The sequence below is a fragment of the Deltaproteobacteria bacterium genome (genome assembly GCA_020845895.1).
In the GTDB taxonomy this organism is placed as follows: Bacteria; Lernaellota; Lernaellaia; order JACKCT01; family JACKCT01; genus JADLEX01.
The window spans coordinates 1-20,811 of sequence record JADLEX010000076.1 but is presented as its reverse complement, the minus strand read 5'-3'; the positions used below and the strand labels follow the sequence as shown (position 1 = coordinate 20,811).

Below are 20,811 nucleotides of genomic sequence, written 5' to 3'. Positions count from 1 at the left end.
CGTCGTCGGTCGCGTCGTCGTCGTCGTCATCGTCGGTCGTGTCGTCGTCCGGCGAGGTGTCGTCGTCGGAATCATCGTCGTCCGCTGCGTCGCAGGTTGCGAGCGCAAGCAACGCCGTCGCCAGCAGAAGGCAACGAGAGAGCAAGCGGCGACCACTGCCGAAAAACCGTCTCTCGAACATTCTCACAACCCCGGATTGCACCCCGGCTCGTCGCCCCACACGCAGTGGATCAGGGTCAACTCGGAAACACTTTCTTCGTATGGGTAGATAAAGGCCGCCACCAAGAATCCGGCATCCCCGAACGGTGCGATGCGGTACCCCGCCTCGAACAAGGCGTCGGCGGACCCGAGCACGTGCAGATCCGCGAGCCGCTCGCCTTCGGCGTCCAATTTCGTCGCTTCGAGGGTGTGGGTCTCAGCTTCGTCATATTCCGCGTCGTATTCGGTTGTGTACCAGACTGCCAGAATCGTTTCATCATCAAGTGCGGCCACGCTCACCGGCCCGTTGCGGTCGTACGAGTCGCTCAATAAAACGGAACTGTCCCACGTCGGCGCAAGTTCCGGTGAAAGCAGATCGGCGTAAGCGACGGATGAGTCTCCAAAGCCGGTACTCCAACCGAACGCCACGCCGGTGGACATGCGCGCGACGGACGGATATGCCGAGGATCCCAACGAAGCGACATCCGGTTCCATTGGACCGATCGTCACGTTGCCGTCATGGTCGATCGATGCAACCCAAATAGACTTGGGGTCCGATGGTTCATCTTTCACGCTGTGGCTTGCGTTGGATTCGACGGTGGGCGCGACTGAGAACCATGCCAGTACGAAGTCGCCGGACGGAGATGCGGCGACCGAGTGCCAGGAAATTGCGTGTGCGAAAGGGACCTGGAAGACATCCGATGCAGCCGCTCCCGATGCGTCGAACAGCCGCCCGGAAAGCACGTGATCTCCCCCAAGTTCAGGCTGCGCTCCCCACGAGAAGAGTGCGTCGCCGGTGGCCGAGTCGACCGCGATGCGGGGATCGACGTCCGGATCGGAAACCTCGGCGACATCGACGATCGAAGTCGTCGGTTGCTGGGCTCCGTCGAACCAACGTGCGGCGATTCGAAGAGACGAGTCCGACTGAGCAAGAAACGCGATCGCGAATCCGCCATCCGGCATCGCGGCAACTTTGGCTGCGGAGACGTCCGCCGGGTCCATGGCTCCGTCCTGGATGTCCATGGGGCCGTATTCGCCGGACGATTCCGCCGCGCAGATTTGAACCACGACGCGCGATTCGAGGGAGTTCCGCTCCGTCCAAACGATGGCGACCGATCCGTCCGCGAGCGTCGCGAGGTCCGCGTCGGAAATGACACGTCCTTCGACGAGCGGCTCGATCACCGGCCCGCAGGGCGGCGGTGCGACTGAGTCGTCGTCGGCCGTGTCGTCGTCATCATCGACCGTATCGTCATCCGGCTCGGTTTGGTCGTCCGGTTCGACGTCCGAATTGTCATCGCCATCTTCGGAATCCGGAGAGCAGGCCGAGGTGATCGCAACCAGGAGCAGAAAGGCGGCTAGTCGAACAGCAACAACAGACACGTAAGGTTTCATTTCGACTCCGTAGTTTGCCCCTCGCAACATACGAAGAATACACCTTTCCGTTAACGTCGCAAACGATCGATCCGTCCGGCTAATCAGGGTGTCGGCAGCTGTGCTTTCCTCCACGCCGCCAAGCTGCTGCACGTGCGCTCGGCCTCGCGCGACGGCTGGTCGGACCTCGGCGTCAACCGCCGCCGCGTCCATGAGATCCGCGAGCGATTCGAGACCAATCGATAGCGACTCCGAGCGCGTCACCGCCCCGGCGAAAGGTCAGTCGTCAATTTTCGCGATGGTCACGACGCCCTGGCAGAACGAGCCCGTGGCGACGTTCATGACGGCGTTCGACCCGAACCCCGCGCCGAAGACGTAAGAGACGCCAGCGGTCAACGCGATGCGCTTGGCAACACTGGGAGCCGCGACGGAGTCGGCGAATCCTTCCGCGGCGTAGCCGGCCAGCGCGGTCGAGAACGCGCCGCCGTTCTGGGAAACCATCACGTCGATGTACATGATATCGGTCGAGGCCGCGGACGGTGTCGCCGTTCCGTGAAAAGTCGCGATCGCGATTTCGTTTGCGCCCGCAACGTGCGACGTCGTTCGACACGCCAATGGATTGATGACCGTGTTCCCATTGTTTCCCGGCAACTGCGCTGGGCCGAATTGCCCGTCAAAATCGAGAACCTTGATGATTCCGGACGGTCCTTGCGGTCCCTCCGTCCCCTCCGGACCTTCCGGTCCTTCCGGCCCCTCCGGACCCTGCTCCCCTGTCGGACCCTGCTCCCCTGTCGGACCCTGAGAACCCGCCGGGCCGGTTTCTCCCTCCAGACCGTCGACTCCCGGTTCGCCATCGGCACCGGTTGCGCCGGTCGTGCCCGGCTCGCCATTCTCGCCGTCAGCGCCCGGTTCGCCGGAGGCGCCCTGCGGACCGGTCGATCCATCGCTTCCGTTTTGGCTTTCGCATCCGCAAGTTAGGAGGAGCAAAACCGACACCAGCAAAATGAAACCGAAACGCATCCGGATGCTCCCTTCGACGCCATGTGGCGCGCAATTCGTGTGTTCATCTGATTCGCGTCGGCGGGAGCGCATCCGGCGAGCCGTTTCGGGCTCGCGCGGGAACTCAAATCTCTGCCGACTGGATGTGAACTTCTACACAAGTTTGGACGGCAAACGCAAGGCATTCCTCGCGAGAGTGCCCCGCGACCAATGGAGACCGAAGTCGTCGCCCGCCGCCCAGGGCGAAAATCGCGGGCGCACGGGTTCCTCGCGCTTGTCCGAGCCGGTCATTCGGATATAATCTCACCAACTCGCCGGTCCAACCGATCGGTGAACGACGAAACAGGGGCAACCGCCATGGACGCATACAAGATCGCGCTGCAGACCGAGGACGACGGTTACAACCTCTACATGACCGCGCTGGAACGCTCGACGCACCCCCTCGGCCGGGAAATTCTCGCGTTTCTCGCCAAGGAAGAGCTCAAGCACACCGCGACGATCAAGAAAATCGTCTCGAAGATCCAGGAAGGCGGCGCGTTCGACGAGAAGGACTTCGACCTCGACGCCACTGCGGGCGAAACGATCTTCACGAGGTCACTCGATCGTCCGGATTCGCGACTCGTGGGAAGCGCCGACGATCTCGCCGTGCTCAAGGAAGGGGTGCGTTTCGAGACCGAGGGCATCGCGTTTTTCCAGAAGGCGGCCGATACCACGGCGAATCCCGAAGAAAAGAAGTTCTACCTAGCCATGGTCCGCGAGGAGCGCGCCCACAAGGAACTGCTCGAATCGAGCATCGAGTACCTCGAGAACCCGGAGTCGTGGTTCGAGCGGCAGCAGCCGATCATCCTCGACGGCGTGTGAGATCGGCGCACAACGCGCACGCGGCGCCCGCGGGCTTCGGCCGGCGGGCGCGCGTCGTTGGGGGGCGGAATGCCCCTCACCCCGCCCCTCGCGTGCGCTCGGGGCACCCCTCTCCCGTCATGACGGGAGAGGGGCAGGGGTGAGGGCCGCGGCATTGAAAGGAAAGGCATGGGCAACCGGATCTGCGATCTGTTCGGAATCGAGCTGCCGTTCATCGGCGCGGGGATGATTCACGTCTCCACGGCGGCGTGGGCCGCGGCGGTGAGCGAGGCCGGCGGGCTCGGCTTACTGGCCGGGGGCAGCAACCGCCCCGACACGCTGGCCGACGAGATCCGCAAAGTCCGCTCGCTCACGACCAAGCCCTTCGGCGTGAACGTGCCGCTGCTCTACAAACACGCGCCCGATCTTCTGCGCGTGTGCGCCGACGGGGGCGTGAAGATCGTCTTCACGAGCGCGGGCAACCCCGCGCGCACGACGCCGCTTCTGCACGCGGCGGGCATCAAGGTCGCGCACGTGGTCCCTTCGGCGCGCCTCGCAATCAAGAGCGAGCAGGCGGGCGTGGACGCGGTGGTGGCCGAGGGCTACGAGGCCGGCGGGCACGTCTCGCGCGACGGCACCACCACCATGGTTCTGGTCCGCACGGTCAAACGTGCCGTGAATGTCCCCGTGATCTGCGCGGGCGGCATCGCCGACGGCCGGCAGGTCGCGGCGGCGTTCATGCTCGGCGCCGACGCCGTGCAACTCGGCACGCGGATGATCCTCACGACGGAGTGCGAGGCGCACGACGAGTTCAAGCGCAAGATCCGCGAGGCGGGCGACGGCGGCACGATGGTCACCGCCGTGCGCGTCAGCCCCTCGCGCGTGGTGCACAATCCGACATCCGACCGGCTGCGCGAACTGGAAGACGGCGGCGCGAGCGACGACGAGATCCGTGAGTTCATCGGGCGCGGGCGGGTGCGTCTCGCGGTCGTGAACGGCGACGTCGAGCAGGGCTCGGTGAGTGCGGGGCAGTCGTGCTACCTGTGCGACGAGATCAAGCCCGTGCGCGAGGTCTTCGACGTTCTTCTCCGCGAAATGCGCGCGGCGCTGGACGACGGCGCATGGCTGCGCGATCTGGGGAACGGGCCGGTTTAGTTCAGCGGCGCGCCGCTGCGCAGCCAGACCGAGTCGATCGGCACCCAGCCCACGCGCCCGTCGCGCAGCACCACTTTCACATAGATGCTGTGCCGCCCGATGATGCGCACCACCGTGTTCGGCGAAATCATCGAGGTGTCGTTGCGGTTCGCCGTGGGGACTGACGAAAACGGCACCGGCGTGCGCGACTTGATGACGCCCAGGCGCTGCGACTCGAACCCGGATTCGACATCCGAGCCTTGCGCGAAAAAGGCCAGGGCGTTTTCGTCATCGTCCTTCTTCGACGAATCGAAACGGGGCAGGGGCGGCACCGCGAATCGCCCGCCGACGCGCGCCTTGGGGAATCCGTCGTGCATGTCCTTGAGCGCCGAGACGACGGCGGCCTCTTTGGCCTTCTTCCAGTCGATCGTGCGCCGGAAGAACACGAGCTTGCCCGAGTTTCCCTCGTAATACGCCACCGCCAGCAAGGGCGCGTCGAGGCGTCGCATCCGTTCGGCATCGGGCGTGGGGAACTCGCGCACGGGTTTGTCCTCGAAGTGCCCGACGGCGATCACGACCGCGATGCCGTTCGCCCGGTAGTTGCCGGCGATGCGCCGAGCCGATTCTTCAGTCAGCGTCGCGCCCGCCGGGTTCGCGCCCGCGGCCAAGTCGGCCGTGAGGGCGATGGCGCCGCGCACGTCATCCGCCAATTGCGCGACGCGCACCACATCGGGATCGAGGTGGAACGGCGCGGTCTGGTCGACGATGGGCTTGCCGGTTTCGGAAGCGTGCGCCCGCGTGACGTCGGAATACGATGCCGAGAACAGGTGCGCGTGCGCCGTCTCGGCGTAACCGAGTTTCCGGAGCGTCGCGTCGAGCTGATCGTCGAGCGCGCTCGCCAGCGACATGGATTCGGACTTCGAGACGAAGACCTTGCCGTTTTCGAGATATCTCGTCACGGCGGCGTCCACGAAGACGGCGACCTTTTCGAATCCCGCCGATTTTTCGTCGAAGCCGTTGAACCACGCGGGCGCGTCCTCGGCCGACGACGTACCCGCCGAAAACGTCAACATCGCGGCCAGCACCGCAACAGTCATGGGATGTTTCATGGCGTCCAGATCCATTCTGATTCGTTCTTTCGCGAAGCATATTATTGATCGAACGCGCTCGAAATGGGAATGCCCTTTTTGCCGCTCGGCGCGAGCCGCCGGCCGCGTGCATCGCGGGTTCGCGTGTCGGAAATCTGGATATGTACTGCATGAAATGAATGAGTCACGGATTTCAGAGACTGTAGCGGCTGAGCGTAGGATAGTCTTTGAATTCCGGGGTCGTCGCCCCGGGAGATCCCCCAGGTCCGACGCGCGACACGGCTCGACACGGCGGCGCGGCGCGTGCAATATTCGCGCGGCATTCGAAGGGGCGTATCCATGACATCGTGGGGTTTTTCGCTGGTCGGAATCGCGATTCTGTTGATGTCCGTCGGGATGTTTCTGGCGGCGTGCGATGACGACGAAGACGACGAGGCGGATGACGACAGCGAATCGACCGGGGAGTGCCTGGAGTACGACGACACGACCTGCTTCGGATTTTGCCGTTGCGAGCGCGAGAAGTGCCTCGAAACCGCCGGCGAGGACGCGTGCAACGCCGCGATGTGCGAATGCGCGGACCTGCACGGTTGCCTGACCGAGAACGTCGTCGCCGACTACGACTGCCAGGCGGTGGACTGACCAGGCCGGTCAGGCGGTGGACGGACCGAATCGTCGCGCGAGGTCCACGATCTCGCCGGGCGTCGCCGTGCCGGTGGTCTCGGTTTTCTGAACCGTGACCGCCGCCGCGAGGTTGGCCATGCGCGCCGCTTCGACTTCGCCGATCCCCACGCACCTCGCCGCCGCCAGCGCCGCGACAAACGTATCGCCGCAACCCACCGGATCGATCGGCCCGGGCAGTTCCACGCCCCGAATGTGAATGCACGAATCGCCATGCGCGACGAGCACGCCCCGAGCGCCCATCGTGAGATGGACGGGATTCGCCGTGCGTCGAGCGAGTTCGCGCGCGAGCGAGAGGGCTTCGTCGATCGAATCGATGCGCCGGCTTTCGATCGCCGCGGCTTCCTTGCGGTTGAGCTTGAGCACGGCGGGGCCGAACACGAGCGGATGATGACGCGAGTCGACGACGACGCGATTCGGCGCCTGCGCGAGCGCATCGCGAAACACTTCCGCCCGTTCCCGTGCGAGCAGACCGGTGTCCACCTGCTGGTTCACGACGATCGCGCATCCGTCGCCGATCGCCGCGCGCAAGCAATCCACGAGCCGCGCGAGCGTCACTTCTCCCGGCGCGCGATGCGTGCCGAAGTCGATGCGCGCGAGTTCCCCGCCGCTTTGGATCGGCTTGACGAAAACAAGCGTCTGCTCGCCGGGGTCAACGACGAGCCCGTCCGTGTTCGCGCCGACCGCCGCCAGTTGCCGCGCGAGTTCGCGCCCGAAGGGGTCGTCGCCGCGCACGCCGATCACGCGCACGTCGCACGCGCCGAGCGCGCACAGATTCGCGACCACATTCGCCGCGCCGCCGGGGGCGTACCGCTGCGCGCGCACCGTGCGTGTAGCCAGGCCGGTCTCCTGCGACCACTCGCCCGGCGCGTCGTCGAGATCCCAATAGGCGTCGAGGGCGTGATCGCCGATCACCGCCACGCGCGCGCGCGCGAGGCGCGCGAGATTCGCGCGAAGTTCGCGGAGATCGGGAAACGGCGTGAGGGAGTCGGCCATCACGCGCCCGTATCGCGCGGAAATCCGCCGGAGGCAAGAGCCCTCACCCCCAGCCCCTCTCCCGTCAAACGGGAGAGGGGAGGCGAGCGCTGCGAGTCATGGGCCTGTCACCCTGAGCGAAGCGAAGGGCCTTGTCTCGCATTCAGACGAGATCCTTCGCTTCGCTCAGGATGACAGAAGGGGACGGCGCTCAGGATGACAATGCGCGCCGCCGCACGTCTTGCGGTGCGCGCCTCACTCCCGTAAAGGAGACGCACGAATCGGAGCCGGACATGCCGTTGACTGGAGCCGCGCTGTTTTGGGCGCGGGTGCGTTTTGCGTGGGTCGCCATCGGCTACGTATTTTTTACGCTGCTGGTCGTCCCTTTTTATTACATCCTCGGCTATCCGTTCCCTCGTTTTTTCTATCGCTACGTCCAGGCGTGGACGCACATCCTCGCCGACCTGTGTGGCGCTCGGATCTACGTGAAAGGGCTTTCACGTCCGGACTGGGATCTGCCGTCGGTCATCGTCATGAACCACCTGAGCTACCTCGATTTCGCCGTCGCGATGCAGGTGGTCCCGGTGCATTTGCATATCATCGCCACGCGGGGGCTCGGCTTCGTTCCGTTCATCGGAGGCGCGATGCGTTTGATGCAGTTCATCTTTATCGACCGAAAATCGCCCGCGAAGGCGTATGCATCGATGGAAAAGGCGTCCGAAAAAATCGCGATGGGGCGGCATGTGTTGTCCTATCCAGAGGGCGGCATCAGCAAAACCGGCGAGATGGGATCGTTCAAGCGCGGGCTTTTCCACCTCGCGGTGCGCGCGCAAGTGCCGGTGGTGCCGTTTGTGATCCGGGGCTCCCACCTGGTCATGGACAACTGGAAAAAGACCGTGGTCCCCGGCGATGTCGAAGTCGAATTCCTGGCGCCCGAGCCGACGGCGGGGCTGGACGAAAGTGATCTGCCCGCCCTGATCGAACGGGTTCGCACGCGCATGGCCGCCGCTTACGGCGATGGCACGTTGCGTGGCGAGGGCTTCGAGATGGCCGAAAGCCCGTGGTCGAAACGAGGCCGCCGATTGTGAACTGTTCGGTCGATCTCTTTCCAAACGTCCTTTACGACAACCCTGCCGCGATGTAGCTGACGCCGCGGCCGTTGAGGGCGGCGTCCACCATCACGTTGATCATGGCCGGCCGGCGTCGCTCGAACGCGAGGCGGATCGTCGGCGCGATGTCCTCGGCCTTCTCGACATGGTAACCATCGGCGCCGAGCCCCACGGCGAACTGGTTGTAGCGCGTCGGGGCGAGCAGCGTGGCCGCGGCGAATTCCTCGCCGGCCGACTCGATCTGCGCGGCGCGGATCTGCGTCCAGGCGGCGTCGTTGCCGACGACGCACACGATCGGCAGGTTCTGGCGGACGGCGGAGTCGATCTCGAAGCCGTTGAAGCCCACCGAGCCGTCGCCGAACACGACGAGCACCTTCTTTTCGGGAAACGCGGCCTGTGCGGCAAGGGCGAAGGGCATGCCGACGCCGAGGCACCCGAACTTGCCCGGGTCCATCCACTGGCGCGGGCTCGTGAGGGGCAGAACCTTGCTGACCGCCGCGACGATGTTGCCGCCGTCGCCGATGATGATCGTGTCCTTGTCGATCGCCTTGGCGATCTCCGCGCCGAAGCGATTGGGATTCACGGGGTAGATGTCCGACTCCATCTCCTCGCGCAGCGCTTCCCACGCGGCGGCTTCCATTTCACGCATTTCGGCGAGCCATGCGGTCTTTGGCGCGGCGTCGGACCGACCCCGCCACGCCAGCGTGAGCTGGCGCAGGATGAAACGCGCGTTGCCCACCAGCACGCGCTCGGGATCGACGTTGAACCCGACCTTGAACGCGTCGGGCTCGATCTTGATGATCTTTGCGTCCTTGTTGATGCCGCGTCCGTAGCCGAGGCGGAAGTCGGCTTCCGCGCCGATCAGCACCACCACGTCGGCCTTGGCCAGCGCGTGCTTGCGGGTGTGGGCAAAAAAGTTGGGGTGGTCGTGCGGCAGGTGACCGCGACCGAGGCCATTCAGGTACACCGGCACGGCGGTGGCCCGGGCGAATTCGTCGAGCTGCTGGGCGGCGCCGTCCCAGTGCAGCGACGCGCCGCCGACGATGACGGGCCGCTCGGCGTGCGCGATCAGCCGGGCCACTTCCTCGACCATGTAGACGTCGGCCTGCGACGCGCCCTCGTCCGGCAGAGGCGTGCGCGGCCCGGCGTGACGCGGCTCGTCCTGCTTGAGCAGGATGTCGATGGGAATCTCCAGATACACGGGGCCCTTGCGTCCCGTATTCGCCACGTGGAACGCCCGGGCGATGTATTCGGGAATGCGCGCGGTCTCGTACACGCACGCCCGCCATTTGGTGATCGACGAAACGAGCGAGAGCTGGTCCATCTCCTGAAGAGAGCCCTGATCCATGCGCGTCATGCCGACCTTGCCGCCGATGAGGACCATGGGGCTTTCGGCTTGAAAGGCGTTGGCGATGCCGGTAACGGCGTTGGTGACGCCCGGGCCGGCGGTGACGATCGCCACGCCCGGGATGCCGGTCAGGCGGCCCCAGGCGTCGGCGGCATGGGCCGCGGCGGCTTCGTGGCGGGTGTCGATGATGCGCACGCCGCTCATCTGAAGGCCGATGTAAATGGGCGCGACGTGCCCGCCGCACAGGGTGAACACGCACTTGACGCCCGCCTTGGCGATCGCCTGTCCGGCCAGAATTCCGCCGATCACGCTCGACTCCTTGCCCCGGCATCCGCCGGTCGTTCTTCGCGGGATTGCGCCTCCCGACCGAATCGTCCGCGCCGCCTTTGGAAGGCGCCCGTAACTCTGCAATACCCGGCCTGAGACCCGGTCTCGATACACGTCGAAGTCGAAAAAATCAATGACGCACGTTGGTTTGATGCGCGCGCGAACCGGGCTTTTCGAGCGGCGCTTCACGAGGATTTTCGCGGATTTCGGTTGCAAACACCGCTTTCGCGTGATAGGTAACACCCGAGTATCGGCGGCGGGGCATTCGTGTGTTCGCACAGCGGCTTCGCCGATCGATCGAGGATCGAAATCCTTCGGAACAATCCGCTGGGACCGCGCCGGGTGTTCGACACGACGAGCGGGCGCATGCGGAACGCGATTTTGACAGTCCCATGGACTCGCAATCAGGAGGAAGGGTCATGAAACGGTTCGCAATGCTGGTGGTGCTGGCGGCGTGTCTGCTCGGCGCCGCGACCGCCCACGCCACGTTCTGGGAACTGCGTTCCCAGATCACGAGTCTCGTCGATGACGGCCAGATGTGGCAGGTTCAGGGTTTCGACGAGGACACGATGGTGGGCGTGGGTTACTTCACGTCGCTGTCGTCGATCTTCGACAACAAGATGATCTTCCGGAGCCTGGACGGCGGCACGACCGTCGAGGCGATCTTCACGATGAACATCGGTCTCGGGCCGGGCTTCATCTGCCGCTCGCTGGTGAGCGCCGACGCCATCCACTTCACGGACGGCGGCAACGGTCTCGCGTTCGGCGCGTGGGCCGGTTCGCTCACCGACTGCGGCCTGCTGTCGGTCGAGCAGCCGTACATCATCAACACGTCGGACGGCGGAGCGAGCTGGGACAACATCGCGCTTCCGCAGGTCGTGAACGAGACCGCGCTCTTCGCCGTGGACTTCCTCGACGATTCGTTCGGCGTCACCGCCGGCGCGAATAACAGCATCTGGGCGACCGGCAACGGCGGCGGCACGTGGTCGAAGCTCGCCGACGCGCCGAGCGCGTTCGACGAGGCGACGATCTACAGCGTCTCCGTGGCGTCCGAAAACGACATCTACCTGGCCGCCGAAGAACAGCAGGGCGACGACGACACGTGGTGGGACGGCGGACCGGATGACGACAACCCCGACGACTCGTGGGGCGAGCCCACCGAGCGCGGGTCCGGTGAAGCGCTGGGCACCTACGGCCAGCTTTTCGGCACCAGCAACGGCGGCGCGAGCTGGACGGTGCTCAAGAGCGACGAGACGGTCGGCTATCACAAGGTGCAGTTTCTCGATGCCGACCACGGCTGGCTGCTGGCGCTCAACGAGGACGCCGGTCTGCTGGACCTGTCCTACACCACCGACGGCGGCTCGACCTGGACCTCCGGCGTGCTCCCCGAGGTCCCCGGCGTCGGCACCCCCGGCGACCTGTACTTCATCGCCGATTTCCAGATGCTGAACCAGCAGGTCGGCTGGGCGGTCGGCTACTCGGCCGGCGACAACTCCGTGATTCTCAAGACCGACGACGGCGGCGCGACCTGGGACGCCGACGACTACGCCGGCGAAGGCGGCCTGCGCGGAATCCACATGGTGAACGGGCGGCTCGGTTTCGCGGTTGGCGACAAGATGACCGTCGTTCGCTTCATCAACACCGAGAACAATCCGCCGGTCGCCGACGCCGGTGAGGACGCCGAGGTGGGCGTGGGCCAGGTTGTCGATCTCGACGGCACGGGCTCTTATGATCCCGACGGCGACCCGATCACCACGTGGACGTGGGCGCAGGTCAGCGGTCCCGACGCGACGCTCTCGGGCGCGGACACCGACACGGCGAGCTTCCCGGCCACCGATGGCGGCGAGTACATCTTCCAGCTCGTGGTTTCCGACGGCATGCAGACCTCCGCGGCCGACCAGGTGCTGGTCACCGTGACCGGCGGCGGCGATGACGACGACGATGACGACGATTCGACCGGCGACGACGATGACGACGACGACGACGACGATGGCGGTCTCGGCGACGACGACGCATCGACGGGCGACGACGATGATGACGACGACGACGATGACAGCGGATGCTGCGGCTGATGACGGCGCCGCGCGTGCGGGATGATCTCACCGCGCGCATGATCGTCTGATACGAAGAAACATTCGGCCCGCGGGTCCCATCGGCCCGCGGGCTTCTTATTGAGGGCAAGATCGGCTCGATGTCGAAAACCGCCGGAACAAATCATCCCTGGCTCACGCACGATCTGGGCGATCTGACGGCGTTCGTGCGCCGTCTGGGCGAGCCCGAACTCGCCGGGCGTCGCAACTACTTTCGATGGCTCGAATACCCGCTCGCGCTTTCGATGGCCGCGCCCAAAAAAAACGAGCGCGTGCTGGAGATCGGCGCGGGGTTCATCAACGCGTTGCCGTTGTGGATGGCCGCGGACTTCGGCGCGCGCGTCACCGCGGTCGATCGCAAACCGCTCACCAATGAACTGCGGGCCTACGTGGACGGCCTCGCGCGCTCGCTCGACATCCCCGACGGACGGCTCGCCGTGATGCAGGCCGACGCGACCGAGTTGCCGTTCGACGACGACAGTTTCGACCTCGTGATGTGCGTGAGCACGCTCGAGCACGCGCCGCTGCCCGACGATTCGCGCATCGCCGCCGAGATCGGTCGCGTACTCGCGCCGGGCGGACGCGCGATCCTGTCATTTCCATTCAACCACGACGGCTGCCATATCGAGAGCGAGGAGTGGCACGGCGAGGAGTATCAGCAGCGGCACTACAACGAATACACGACGCGCCAGCGCGTGATTCATCCGTCGGGCCTGTGGTTCATCCGCGCCGCGATTCTGGGTGAGGTCGATCCCCGCGAGGGCAAGCGCTACCTGACGTGGGCGGACGAGGCACGCCGTGCGTGGTGCGTCGACCACGAATCGCGCTGGGCGGACTATTGGCGGATCTATCACGACATCGAGCGCGACGAGTTCTACCTGAATCCGGGAGAGGTGCCCGACGAGGTCGCGCAGAACGCGGGCATCGTGTGCATGCAGCTCGAAAAGCGGGAGCTGCGCCCGCAGTCGCGCTATTTTTTTTACGAACCTTTTGAAGCCGATCTGCAAAACGACGGCGCGCGCATCACGTTAGCGCAGCACGGCCGCGGGCTCGCGATCGAGAGTACCGTCTTCTCCAACTTCTTCGCGCACGACGTCGAGTGTTTCGAGTCGGGCATGAACTGCTGGGTGCGCGTGACGTTCACGTGCGAGGGCGAGGTCGACGAGCCGGTCTTTCGCATCGCGTTTCACGCCGACGATGGTACGGTCGTGGCCGGCTTCGACACGCACGAGGGCGGCTGCCGATTCGGCAAACTGCGCGGACGAAACGTCATCCACCTGAAGTTCGGGATGCTCAATCTCGCGGGCGGGCGCTACGAGGTCAGCATCGGCGCGTGGGAATATCCCGAGCCGAATCCCATTCCGCCCTTCGCATACGATGTCCGCCACAAGGCGTGGGTGCTGGTGGTGCGCGACCGGCGACCCGGATCGCTGGGCGTCACGTATTGCCCATGCGAAGTTTCGGTCGAGCCGGTCACGGAGGAGTGACCGGTAATCCCGCTTAGGTCAACGACCTCACGACCGAGCGGCGATGCCGCAGCCGTGGGATTCCCGCAGGGCTCTTGCGGAAATTTGGAAACCATGGTATCGGATATACCGATACTTGCGAAGGACACCGGGATGGTTCCGCGCGAGACCATGAAAGCTTTCGACACGTGGCTCTCGGAGCGCTCGCTGAGTTTCGAGGCCGTCATTGTCGGGGGCTCGGCCCTGGCGCTTCTGGGCGTAACCGACCGACAGACCCGTGATCTCGATGTCCTTTACCCTCCTCTAACAAATGCCATCCAAGAAGCGGCGCGCGACTTCGCGGCGCACGCTCGCCGAGATGGGATCCAACTTGGCGACGACTGGCTGAACAACGGTCCTATGGATCTCGGTCCGATGCTGCCGGGTGAATGGCTTCTGCGAGTCCAACCCGTGTATTCCGGAATCGCGTTGAAGTTGGCGACGCTCGGGAGAGAAGACCTGCTCAAATCCAAGCTTTTTGCGCTTTGCGACAGGGGAACCGACCTCGGAGACTGCCTCGCTCTCGCGCCGACACGCGACGAACTCACGGCGGCCGCAACTTGGCTGGTCCATCAGGACGCGAACCCGATGTGGCCCCAGCACGTTCGCGAAACACTCGCCGATCTTTCGGGGAGGCTCGGCCATGGGGTTTAGCCGCGCGACCGCGATCGGCATTCCGCCACGTGCCTTCGACATCAACGCGGCCATGGCGGGAATCGGGATGAACTTCGCGGTCGAACCGGACGGCGACGCCGACATTGAAACAACGCTCGTTCGCGCGTCGGAGCTTGGAATGGAAGTCGGAGATTACCGCGTTCTCGGAGTCCTCACTGCCTGGATGGGCATTCACATCGCCCGCGTCAACGCGGATCGACTGATTCGACTGGTATCAACGCACCCTTCCGTCCGAGTCCGCGCGTACTGGTCCGCGGTCGCCGTGTGGCAGACCAAAGACCGGCGATTCGCTCGCCTGATGGGCGCGCATAAAGGACCGAGGATCGATCTGCTCTCCGCAGGAACGGAGTTCCGGATTTCCCGGCGAGGAGAAGACGAGCGATTCCGGGATTCCGCGCTTCGGGTTCCCGGCGGCGTTCTCCGGGATCGGGAATCCGATGTCCTGTCGCCCTCCGCTCTCGTTCGATTTCACGTCGGCTATCGCAACCGCGTGCTGATCGGCCCTACATGGAGGGCGGACGTGTGGACGGTGCTGGAACGAGAGCCCGGCTTGCGCGTCGCGGATGTCGCTCGTCACGTCGGCTGCTCATTCGCGACGGCGTGGCAGGTCGCGCGGGACCACGCGCTTTGGCGGAATGTCACATCCGACTGACGGGGGGGAAAAGCGACCTCTTGCACCGCCTGAGAGGCGGTCGCGAACAGCGGTGCGCGGCGCGCATCACCTCGGGCGAGGCCCCGCCTCCAGCTTTTTCATCCCCGGAAAGATCTGCACGCCGCGCTTTTTCTGCCACGATTCCATGTAGAAATTCGTAAGCAGGTTGACGACCCAGAGCATGCCGAGCTTCGGCAGGCGTACGAAAAACTTCTCGAGCCGGTAGCGCCGTTTCGTGGACGCCCTGAGCGCCTCGTTCGCGCGCAGGTCGATGAGAATCTTCTCGGCCAGCGTGTTGCGGTGACGCAGCGTCGTCAGTTCCCCCGCCAAATCCGTTGCGTGCCGCGTCGTCTTCGCCAGATCCTCCTGCGTGAGGCGGAATTGGGCGACGGTCGCGTTCAGGTCGTTCGCGGTGCGGCGCAGGTCGCCCTGCGTCTGGCCGAGCTCGCGCTCGAGCTGCGAAATCACGCCGGCCTGCTCGCCCATGCGCCCTTCGAGCTGTTCAAAGCGCTCGCGCGCCACCAGCACGTCGTGTTCGCGGTCGGTGATGATGCGGTCGAGTTCCTGAAAGCGCGCCTCGAAATCCTTGAGAAGCTGATCGAGCCGCCCCTGATACTCGCGGATGCGCTCGTCCGAGGCCTCGAGTTCCTTGAGCTTGTGGTTGTAGGCGTTGACCGCCTTGTCCTTTGCCGCGATCTCCACATCGAGCCGGCCCGACACGTCGGCGAACGCCCGCTCGTGCTCGGCGGTCAGTTCGTCGATGCACGACGAGAGTTCCTCGCGCAGAGTCTTCTCGGCGTCGAGGCGGTCTTCGTACTCCTTCCGGACAGCTTCGTGCGCGAGCGTGCCGTCTTCGAGCCTCGTCTTGAGTTCGTCGATCGCCTCGTCGCGCGCGACGAGTTCCTTCTGCGCGCGCTCGAGTTCCTCGCGCAGCTTCCCCTCGATCTCGGCCAGATCCTTCGCGCGGCGGTCGCCGGCGAGTGCCTCGTCCTGCGCGTCCTTGAGCAACCGTGTGATGCGTTCCTCGGTCGTCTTCGCCTCGCGCAGCCGCTCGTCGTAACTTTCGGCGAGACGCACGCGCTCGACATCCATCTCCTTGAGCCGGTTCTCCAGCAGCTCCCGCGCGATCTCGAAACGCTCGCGGGACGATTCCAGGTGGCGCTCGCGCCGAGCGAGTTCTTCCTGCGCGTTCTTCGCCGCGTCGCGGCGTTCGTCCTCGTGGCGCGCGATGAGCGCCTTGATCTCGTCGTCGTGTCGCCGGGCGGCGTCCTGTGATTCCAGATTGAGGCGCTTGATTTCCTGCTGAAGCTCGGCGCGCGCGTCGTCGATCTTTTTTCGAAGCGCGTCGATCTCGGCGTCGCGGCGCTCGATCTCCCGCGCCGACTGCCGCCCGGCCTCCACCGCCTGATCCTCGTATCTGCGCCCGAGCGCCTTGATCTCCTCGGCATGCTCGCGCGTCAGGGTTTCGCGGTCGAGGTTGATGCGCCGAAGCTCCTCTTCGAGCTGCGCGCCACGGCGTTCGTAACGCTCGACTTCGAGCCGATGGCGCTCCTGCGCGTCGCGGATCTCGTCGCGCTGCGCCGTGCGAAGTTCGGCGATCTCGCGCTCGGAGCGGTCGGTCAGATCGCGGCGCAGGGCGTCCGCGGTTTCCACATTTCTGCGCGAGAGGTCCTTCACCTCGTCCTGCAAATTGCGGATTTCGCGGCGCGCCTCCTCGAAGCGCGTCTCGTGTTTTTCCGACTGCTCGCGCAGACGGTCCTGATACTGGTCGTCCTTCTGGCGGAGGTCGCGCACAAGCGCGTCGTAGCGCTGCTCTTTTTCGGCGAGAAGCTTCTGGTGCTCGACCGCCGCGTCGCGCATCGATTCGTTGACGCGCGTGACCGCCTCGCGCGCCTCGGAGACGAACCGCGCGGCGTCCTGCCGGTAGTAATCGCGAATGTCGGAAACCAGCGTCGCCGATTTCGCGCGCCGTTTCGGTCGGGCGATCCAGCGGGCGAGATCGTCCGTCGCGTGCTTGTGGTCGAAACGCTCGGCGGCGAGTTTCTTCGCGCCCTCGCTTTTGCGGCGGACCGCGTCGTCCGACGTGAGCGCCTCGCGCACCGCCGCCGCGATGGCCGCCTCATTGTCGTGCGCCACCACCCATCCCGCGTCGAATCGCGCCACGTCGTCGGCCAGTTCCATGGCTTCGCACGTGATGACCGGCAGTCCCGCCCACAGGTATTCGACCGTGCGCGTCGAGTATGCCAGCTCGCGCTCGGGGTTCGGCTGATAGATGTCGAGCGCCGCCCGCGACTTCGCGTAGACCGCCAGCAGGGCTTCGCGCGAAATCAGCCCGTGAAAACGCGCCGCCGCCGAAGACTTCAAGCGCTTCTCGTAGTCGGCGAACACGCCGCGATTGATGTCGTAGAGGGGGTGCGTGGACGAGAGTTTCGGCGCGCCGACATACAGATCGATGCGCGCACTTTCGATCACCTCGGCCTCGCGCGCGGCGATCTGGAGCGCGGGAAAGGGGTCGATCCACGGCCACGTGCTGCCCGCGAAAACGAGGGCCCGTTCCGGATTTTTCGCGCGCTTGGGCGCGGAGTCGTCCATGGACAGCGGCGCGCGCACGATCGGCGGCGTTTTGGGGTCCGCGCCGGAAAACAGGAACCACGACAGAAAATAGTGTTTTTGCGCCTTTCCGGGCACGCACAGCAGATCGGCGCGGGCCAGGGCGTCGATCTTCGTGAGCGCGTCGGACCGGAAGTTGCCCTTTTCCTTGAACGCGTTTTCGAGCGAAAGCGGGCCGTGCAGATCGAGCACGACGGGGATCTCGGACTCGGGCAGAAACGTGGCGAGTCCCCACTGCTCGACAAGGATGATGTCCGGCATGGCGTCGAAGACGGTCTTTGCCATGTCCTCGGGCACGTGCGCGTGGCGCGCGACGGTTTCGGGGTCCTCCGCGCGCAGCGCGTCGCGGGGAATCGACACCACCACTTCGTGGCCCCACCGCCGCAGTCCCTCGGCCAGTCCGTGAACGCGCAGCGCGCCGCCGCTGACCGGCTCGGAGGGGCGCAACAGATCTTCGCTGGTGATGATGAGGACGCGTCGCTTCATAGCCGCGTTATCTTAGGGAAACGAGAGGGCTTTGGACAGTGGGCCGCCACGCATCGAGGCGTTTTCGGGACGTTTGCGACCGTGATGGCCGAGGCCAAGTCGGTCGAACCGGGGTCGTGTTCCCGCGACGATGGTGTTGTAGAATCCATGCATCGAGGAGGGCGCATCATGTCGAAGACCGGTCTTCTGGTCGCGAGCCTTGCGGCGATGATGGTGGCGATGTCGGGCGGCGCGGCGCTGTTCGCGTGTTCGTATCACAACGACGATGACGACGATTGCATGGGGTTCGAGGAAAAGTGCGACGACGACGACTCCGACACCGGAGGCTACGACGACTGGTGCCTGAAAGCCGAGGACTGCGGGCCGCTCGTGAGCGAGTTCAGCGAGATGTGCCCGAACACGATGTCTTACGAAGAGATGTACCTGTTGGTGTGCGTGGAGAACTCGAACCCCACCTGCCTCGCCGATTGCCGGGACGAGTACGCCGTATGCGCGGCCGTCTGGGAGTGCTACACGACGAACGATTGCGCGGGGTATTCGGGCGACGACGACTGCAAGTGACGGTTCCGGTCTGAATCTCGAAGTTCGCGGCCCCGATTACTCCACCGCGCCCTCATCGCCGCCCTCGTCAGGAGGGGGGAAGTCGTCGGGCAACGGCTCCTCGTGCGGAATCTCGACCTCGGGCAGCGGCGGTTCGTCCTCGATCGTCGGTTCGACCGCTGCGGTGTCGGCCTCGCCGTCCTGCGCCTGATCGCGCTGGGCGCGGCGCTTGGCGAGGATGTCCTGACGTTTCTTCAGGCGCGTCGAGCCGCTGTCGGTCTTCAGGTTTGGACGGATTTTGTCTCCGCCAACAGGCCGATTCATGCGGGGACGCAGTACCTTGGACTTGTCCGCGCGCGGGCCGCCGGGGCGACCGACCGCCTTGGCCGCGCCGCCCTCGTCGTCTTTTTTCGTGAGCCGGTTGAAGAACCCGCCGCCCTCGTCGCCTTCGTCGGCCGCATCGTCATCCGCCTCGGCGTTGTCGGCCTTCGCCTGCAGGCGATTGCGGATATTGCCCGCGGCGGGCGCGGCGTCGAACACCGTGCGGTCGATGACCGGGCGCGCGAGGCCCGGCACCGTGGGCGGGGGCGTACGGAAGAACACCGCCGGAAAAATCACGACGGCGGAAACCAGGGCGATCAGGGCGAGTTTCGTCTTCATCGGCGCCTCGAAAACGACGGGATGCTACGGCCCGGCCTCCGCGCGGTCAAGCGCACGGGCCGCTTGCGCGAACGCGCCCGTTCGTCCGCGCAATTCGGATATGCGATGGGACACGCGCCGCGCGAAAAAGTTCGAAGCGCCCAAAAACGATCAGTTGTGGACGTCGAACCGCCAGTCGCGGTTCACGCGATAAAACACGCGACGCAGCGCGAACTCGAGCAGCAGGCCGAAGGCCACGCCGATGATCGCGCCGACGAGCGCCGTCATGACGAGGATCGTGATGCTGGTGTCGGGCATGGACTGAAGGCGATAGTACACGGTGAACGAGAACGACGCCGACGCGCAAACGCCGAGGAAGCTGTACTCGCGCGCCTCGCGGATCAGGAAGTCGACGAACGAGAGCGCGATCGTGGCGAGTAGACCGAGGATGGCGACGGGGATGTGCCAGAGCGACGGCGGGAAGACCTCGACCTTGAGATAATTTGACAGTTCGGGGTCGAGGTTTTTCAGTTCGAAGGCGTGCGGGCCGCTCTCGCGCACGCGCACGTCGAACATCTTTCGCGTGTTGTCCGACGCGACGATGTTCGAACCCTTTTTCGACACGCGTTGGCGCTTGGCGCTCGCCTGAAAGTGCCCGCTCAGGGTTTCGGTGCGTCCGCCGCTGCCCGCGGCGGTGAGGGCGAGCACGAAATTCCCCTTGTGCACGTAGGTCTGCTTTTTCGGCGTCGGCGTCGGCGCGCCGGGAACGGAGGGCGCGGGCGTCGGTGTGGGCGTGGGTGTTTCGGCGGATTCCTGGGCGTCGAGTTCCGGAAACGATCCGTGCACGTAAACGCGGTAAGTCCCCGAGGGAAGGTCGAACGTCGCCGTTCGCGCTTCGCGCGTCAGAACGTGGTCGACGATCGGCGCGGGATAGACGATGCCCGCGTACACGATGTAACCCGCGCCGAGAACCCAGACCGGGATGGCGACGGCGCAGATCTTTTTGACGATGGCGTGTCTGAACTTGAAGTGGACCTGATAGATCGCGGCGGCGGCCAGCGCGGCGATGGTCGCGAACGCGAAGATGAGCTTGCTGACCGTGTCCGGCACGAGCGAAAAACCCGCGAGCACGGCCACCACGACGCACGCCACGGCGTACGCGATGATGATCGGCGCGGGGTTCGGCGCTTTCGACTGGTGGACGGCGGGACGGCGCTTGGGCTTGTAGACCGGGTACGGCGGCGACTTCGCCATGACGACGCGCTCCTGAAATTCACGGAAGAACCCGCGGCGGCCCGCCGCGAAAAGCGGGCGGATACTAACAGAAAATTTTTCGAATCGGAAAGGTGCGTTCGATGGGATCGATGGCGCGTGCGACGCGGCCTCTCGACCCCTCCGTTCGCTCGCGCTACACTCCAATAAATCGTCGAATTCGGGAATCCTGACGCGCTCGTTTCCGGCGGTTCGATTCTTCTGGGAGTCGGCTTTGTCGGTATGGTTTCCGGGTTTGGTTTGGGCGGGCTATTCCGGGGCTCCCTGCGTGGTGG

19 protein-coding genes are annotated in these 20,811 nt (G+C 65.1%); 10 read left to right on the top strand and 9 right to left on the bottom strand.

The annotated features are described in order from the left end of the window. Positions 1-181: hypothetical protein (locus tag IT350_10340; GenBank protein ID MCC6158440.1), on the bottom strand; the 181-nt coding region annotated here is incomplete at its 3' end. Positions 182-183: 2 nt separating this feature from the next. Beyond that, positions 184-1,590 (bottom strand): hypothetical protein, encoded by a 1,407-nt coding sequence (locus IT350_10335; protein ID MCC6158439.1) that lies wholly within the window; start codon positions 1,588-1,590, stop codon positions 184-186. A 69-nt stretch (positions 1,591-1,659) separates the two neighbouring features. Here IT350_10335 and IT350_10330 point away from each other — a divergent pair, with 69 nt between their 5' ends. Continuing rightward, positions 1,660-1,815 carry a DUF1499 domain-containing protein gene (locus IT350_10330; GenBank protein MCC6158438.1) on the top strand — a complete coding sequence of 52 codons (156 nt, stop codon included), beginning with the start codon at positions 1,660-1,662 and terminating at the stop codon, positions 1,813-1,815. 33 nt (positions 1,816-1,848) lie between these two features. On the opposite strand, the gene IT350_10325 is transcribed toward IT350_10330, so the two are convergent. Next, positions 1,849-2,589: a collagen-like protein gene (locus IT350_10325; GenBank protein ID MCC6158437.1), complete on the bottom strand. Its 741-nt coding sequence runs from the start codon at positions 2,587-2,589 to the stop codon at positions 1,849-1,851. Between the two features lie 336 nt (positions 2,590-2,925). Here IT350_10325 and IT350_10320 point away from each other — a divergent pair, with 336 nt between their 5' ends. Both IT350_10320 and IT350_10315 read left to right on the top strand, forming a co-directional pair. Further along, the gene (locus IT350_10320; GenBank protein MCC6158436.1) at positions 2,926-3,429 is read left to right on the top strand and encodes a ferritin family protein; all 504 of its coding nucleotides are present in this window, start codon (positions 2,926-2,928) and stop codon (positions 3,427-3,429) included. A 168-nt stretch (positions 3,430-3,597) separates the two neighbouring features. After that, positions 3,598-4,563: a nitronate monooxygenase gene (locus tag IT350_10315; protein MCC6158435.1), complete on the top strand. Its 966-nt coding sequence runs from the start codon at positions 3,598-3,600 to the stop codon at positions 4,561-4,563. On the opposite strand, the gene IT350_10310 is transcribed toward IT350_10315, so the two are convergent. Continuing rightward, on the bottom strand, positions 4,560-5,651 hold the full coding sequence (locus tag IT350_10310; GenBank protein ID MCC6158434.1) for a hypothetical protein: 1,092 nt from the start codon (positions 5,649-5,651) through the stop codon (positions 4,560-4,562). The two genes, IT350_10315 and IT350_10310, sit on opposite strands and share 4 nt — an antisense overlap. A 318-nt stretch (positions 5,652-5,969) precedes the next feature. Here IT350_10310 and IT350_10305 point away from each other — a divergent pair, with 318 nt between their 5' ends. Further along, entirely contained in the window at positions 5,970-6,269 is a 300-nt protein-coding gene (locus IT350_10305) for a hypothetical protein (protein MCC6158433.1), read from the top strand. A 9-nt stretch (positions 6,270-6,278) separates the two neighbouring features. On the opposite strand, the gene IT350_10300 is transcribed toward IT350_10305, so the two are convergent. After that, complete coding sequence (locus IT350_10300; protein MCC6158432.1) at positions 6,279-7,304, bottom strand: hypothetical protein; 1,026 nt, start codon at positions 7,302-7,304, stop codon at positions 6,279-6,281. 272 nt (positions 7,305-7,576) lie between these two features. Between IT350_10300 and IT350_10295 the strand changes: the two genes are divergently transcribed. Next, positions 7,577-8,371, top strand: a complete 795-nt coding sequence (locus IT350_10295; GenBank protein ID MCC6158431.1) for a 1-acyl-sn-glycerol-3-phosphate acyltransferase — start codon at positions 7,577-7,579, stop codon at positions 8,369-8,371. A 31-nt stretch (positions 8,372-8,402) separates the two neighbouring features. Here IT350_10295 and IT350_10290 read toward each other — a convergent pair whose 3' ends face one another. Further along, the gene (locus IT350_10290; GenBank protein ID MCC6158430.1) at positions 8,403-10,049 is read right to left on the bottom strand and encodes an acetolactate synthase; all 1,647 of its coding nucleotides are present in this window, start codon (positions 10,047-10,049) and stop codon (positions 8,403-8,405) included. 437 nt (positions 10,050-10,486) lie between these two features. Here IT350_10290 and IT350_10285 point away from each other — a divergent pair, with 437 nt between their 5' ends. The 4 genes from IT350_10285 (at position 10,487) to IT350_10270 (ending at position 14,989) form a co-directional block, all read left to right on the top strand. Beyond that, positions 10,487-12,139: a hypothetical protein gene (locus IT350_10285; protein MCC6158429.1), complete on the top strand. Its 1,653-nt coding sequence runs from the start codon at positions 10,487-10,489 to the stop codon at positions 12,137-12,139. A 119-nt stretch (positions 12,140-12,258) separates the two neighbouring features. Then, positions 12,259-13,644 (top strand): methyltransferase domain-containing protein, encoded by a 1,386-nt coding sequence (locus IT350_10280; protein MCC6158428.1) that lies wholly within the window; start codon positions 12,259-12,261, stop codon positions 13,642-13,644. Positions 13,645-13,794: 150 nt separating this feature from the next. After that, a complete protein-coding gene (locus IT350_10275; protein ID MCC6158427.1) occupies positions 13,795-14,316 on the top strand; it encodes a hypothetical protein in 522 nt (173 codons plus the stop codon). Continuing rightward, positions 14,306-14,989, top strand: a complete 684-nt coding sequence (locus IT350_10270) for a hypothetical protein (GenBank protein MCC6158426.1) — start codon at positions 14,306-14,308, stop codon at positions 14,987-14,989. The genes IT350_10275 and IT350_10270 overlap by 11 nt, the downstream gene beginning before the upstream one ends. 66 nt (positions 14,990-15,055) lie before the next feature. Here IT350_10270 and IT350_10265 read toward each other — a convergent pair whose 3' ends face one another. Next, the gene (locus tag IT350_10265; protein ID MCC6158425.1) at positions 15,056-18,085 is read right to left on the bottom strand and encodes a hypothetical protein; all 3,030 of its coding nucleotides are present in this window, start codon (positions 18,083-18,085) and stop codon (positions 15,056-15,058) included. A gap of 168 nt (positions 18,086-18,253) precedes the next feature. Here IT350_10265 and IT350_10260 point away from each other — a divergent pair, with 168 nt between their 5' ends. Beyond that, on the top strand, positions 18,254-18,646 hold the full coding sequence (locus IT350_10260) for a hypothetical protein (protein MCC6158424.1): 393 nt from the start codon (positions 18,254-18,256) through the stop codon (positions 18,644-18,646). A 36-nt stretch (positions 18,647-18,682) separates the two neighbouring features. Here the strand turns inward: IT350_10260 and IT350_10255 are convergent, their stop codons facing one another. Continuing rightward, a complete protein-coding gene (locus IT350_10255; protein ID MCC6158423.1) occupies positions 18,683-19,285 on the bottom strand; it encodes a hypothetical protein in 603 nt (200 codons plus the stop codon). 150 nt (positions 19,286-19,435) lie between these two features. Beyond that, positions 19,436-20,518, bottom strand: a complete 1,083-nt coding sequence (locus IT350_10250; protein ID MCC6158422.1) for a hypothetical protein — start codon at positions 20,516-20,518, stop codon at positions 19,436-19,438. Between the last annotated feature and the right edge of the window lie 293 nt (positions 20,519-20,811).

Excerpts from the sequence above, each read along its gene's own strand:
- IT350_10310 (MCC6158434.1), bottom strand. The coding sequence starts at position 5,651 with ATGAAACATCCCATGACTGTTGCGGTGCTGGCCGCGATGTTGACGTTT.
- IT350_10255 (MCC6158423.1), bottom strand. The coding sequence starts at position 19,285 with ATGAAGACGAAACTCGCCCTGATCGCCCTGGTTTCCGCCGTCGTGATT.
- IT350_10325 (MCC6158437.1), bottom strand. The coding sequence starts at position 2,589 with ATGCGTTTCGGTTTCATTTTGCTGGTGTCGGTTTTGCTCCTCCTAACT.
- IT350_10285 (MCC6158429.1), top strand. The coding sequence starts at position 10,487 with ATGAAACGGTTCGCAATGCTGGTGGTGCTGGCGGCGTGTCTGCTCGGC.
- IT350_10300 (MCC6158432.1), bottom strand. The coding sequence starts at position 7,304 with ATGGCCGACTCCCTCACGCCGTTTCCCGATCTCCGCGAACTTCGCGCG.
- IT350_10280 (MCC6158428.1), top strand. The coding sequence starts at position 12,259 with ATGTCGAAAACCGCCGGAACAAATCATCCCTGGCTCACGCACGATCTG.
- IT350_10320 (MCC6158436.1), top strand. The coding sequence starts at position 2,926 with ATGGACGCATACAAGATCGCGCTGCAGACCGAGGACGACGGTTACAAC.
- IT350_10315 (MCC6158435.1), top strand. The coding sequence starts at position 3,598 with ATGGGCAACCGGATCTGCGATCTGTTCGGAATCGAGCTGCCGTTCATC.
- IT350_10305 (MCC6158433.1), top strand. The coding sequence starts at position 5,970 with ATGACATCGTGGGGTTTTTCGCTGGTCGGAATCGCGATTCTGTTGATG.
- IT350_10335 (MCC6158439.1), bottom strand. The coding sequence starts at position 1,590 with ATGAAACCTTACGTGTCTGTTGTTGCTGTTCGACTAGCCGCCTTTCTG.
- IT350_10260 (MCC6158424.1), top strand. The coding sequence starts at position 18,254 with ATGTCGAAGACCGGTCTTCTGGTCGCGAGCCTTGCGGCGATGATGGTG.
- IT350_10270 (MCC6158426.1), top strand. The coding sequence starts at position 14,306 with ATGGGGTTTAGCCGCGCGACCGCGATCGGCATTCCGCCACGTGCCTTC.
- IT350_10295 (MCC6158431.1), top strand. The coding sequence starts at position 7,577 with ATGCCGTTGACTGGAGCCGCGCTGTTTTGGGCGCGGGTGCGTTTTGCG.
- IT350_10250 (MCC6158422.1), bottom strand. The coding sequence starts at position 20,518 with ATGGCGAAGTCGCCGCCGTACCCGGTCTACAAGCCCAAGCGCCGTCCC.
- IT350_10265 (MCC6158425.1), bottom strand. The coding sequence starts at position 18,085 with ATGAAGCGACGCGTCCTCATCATCACCAGCGAAGATCTGTTGCGCCCC.
- IT350_10275 (MCC6158427.1), top strand. The coding sequence starts at position 13,795 with ATGAAAGCTTTCGACACGTGGCTCTCGGAGCGCTCGCTGAGTTTCGAG.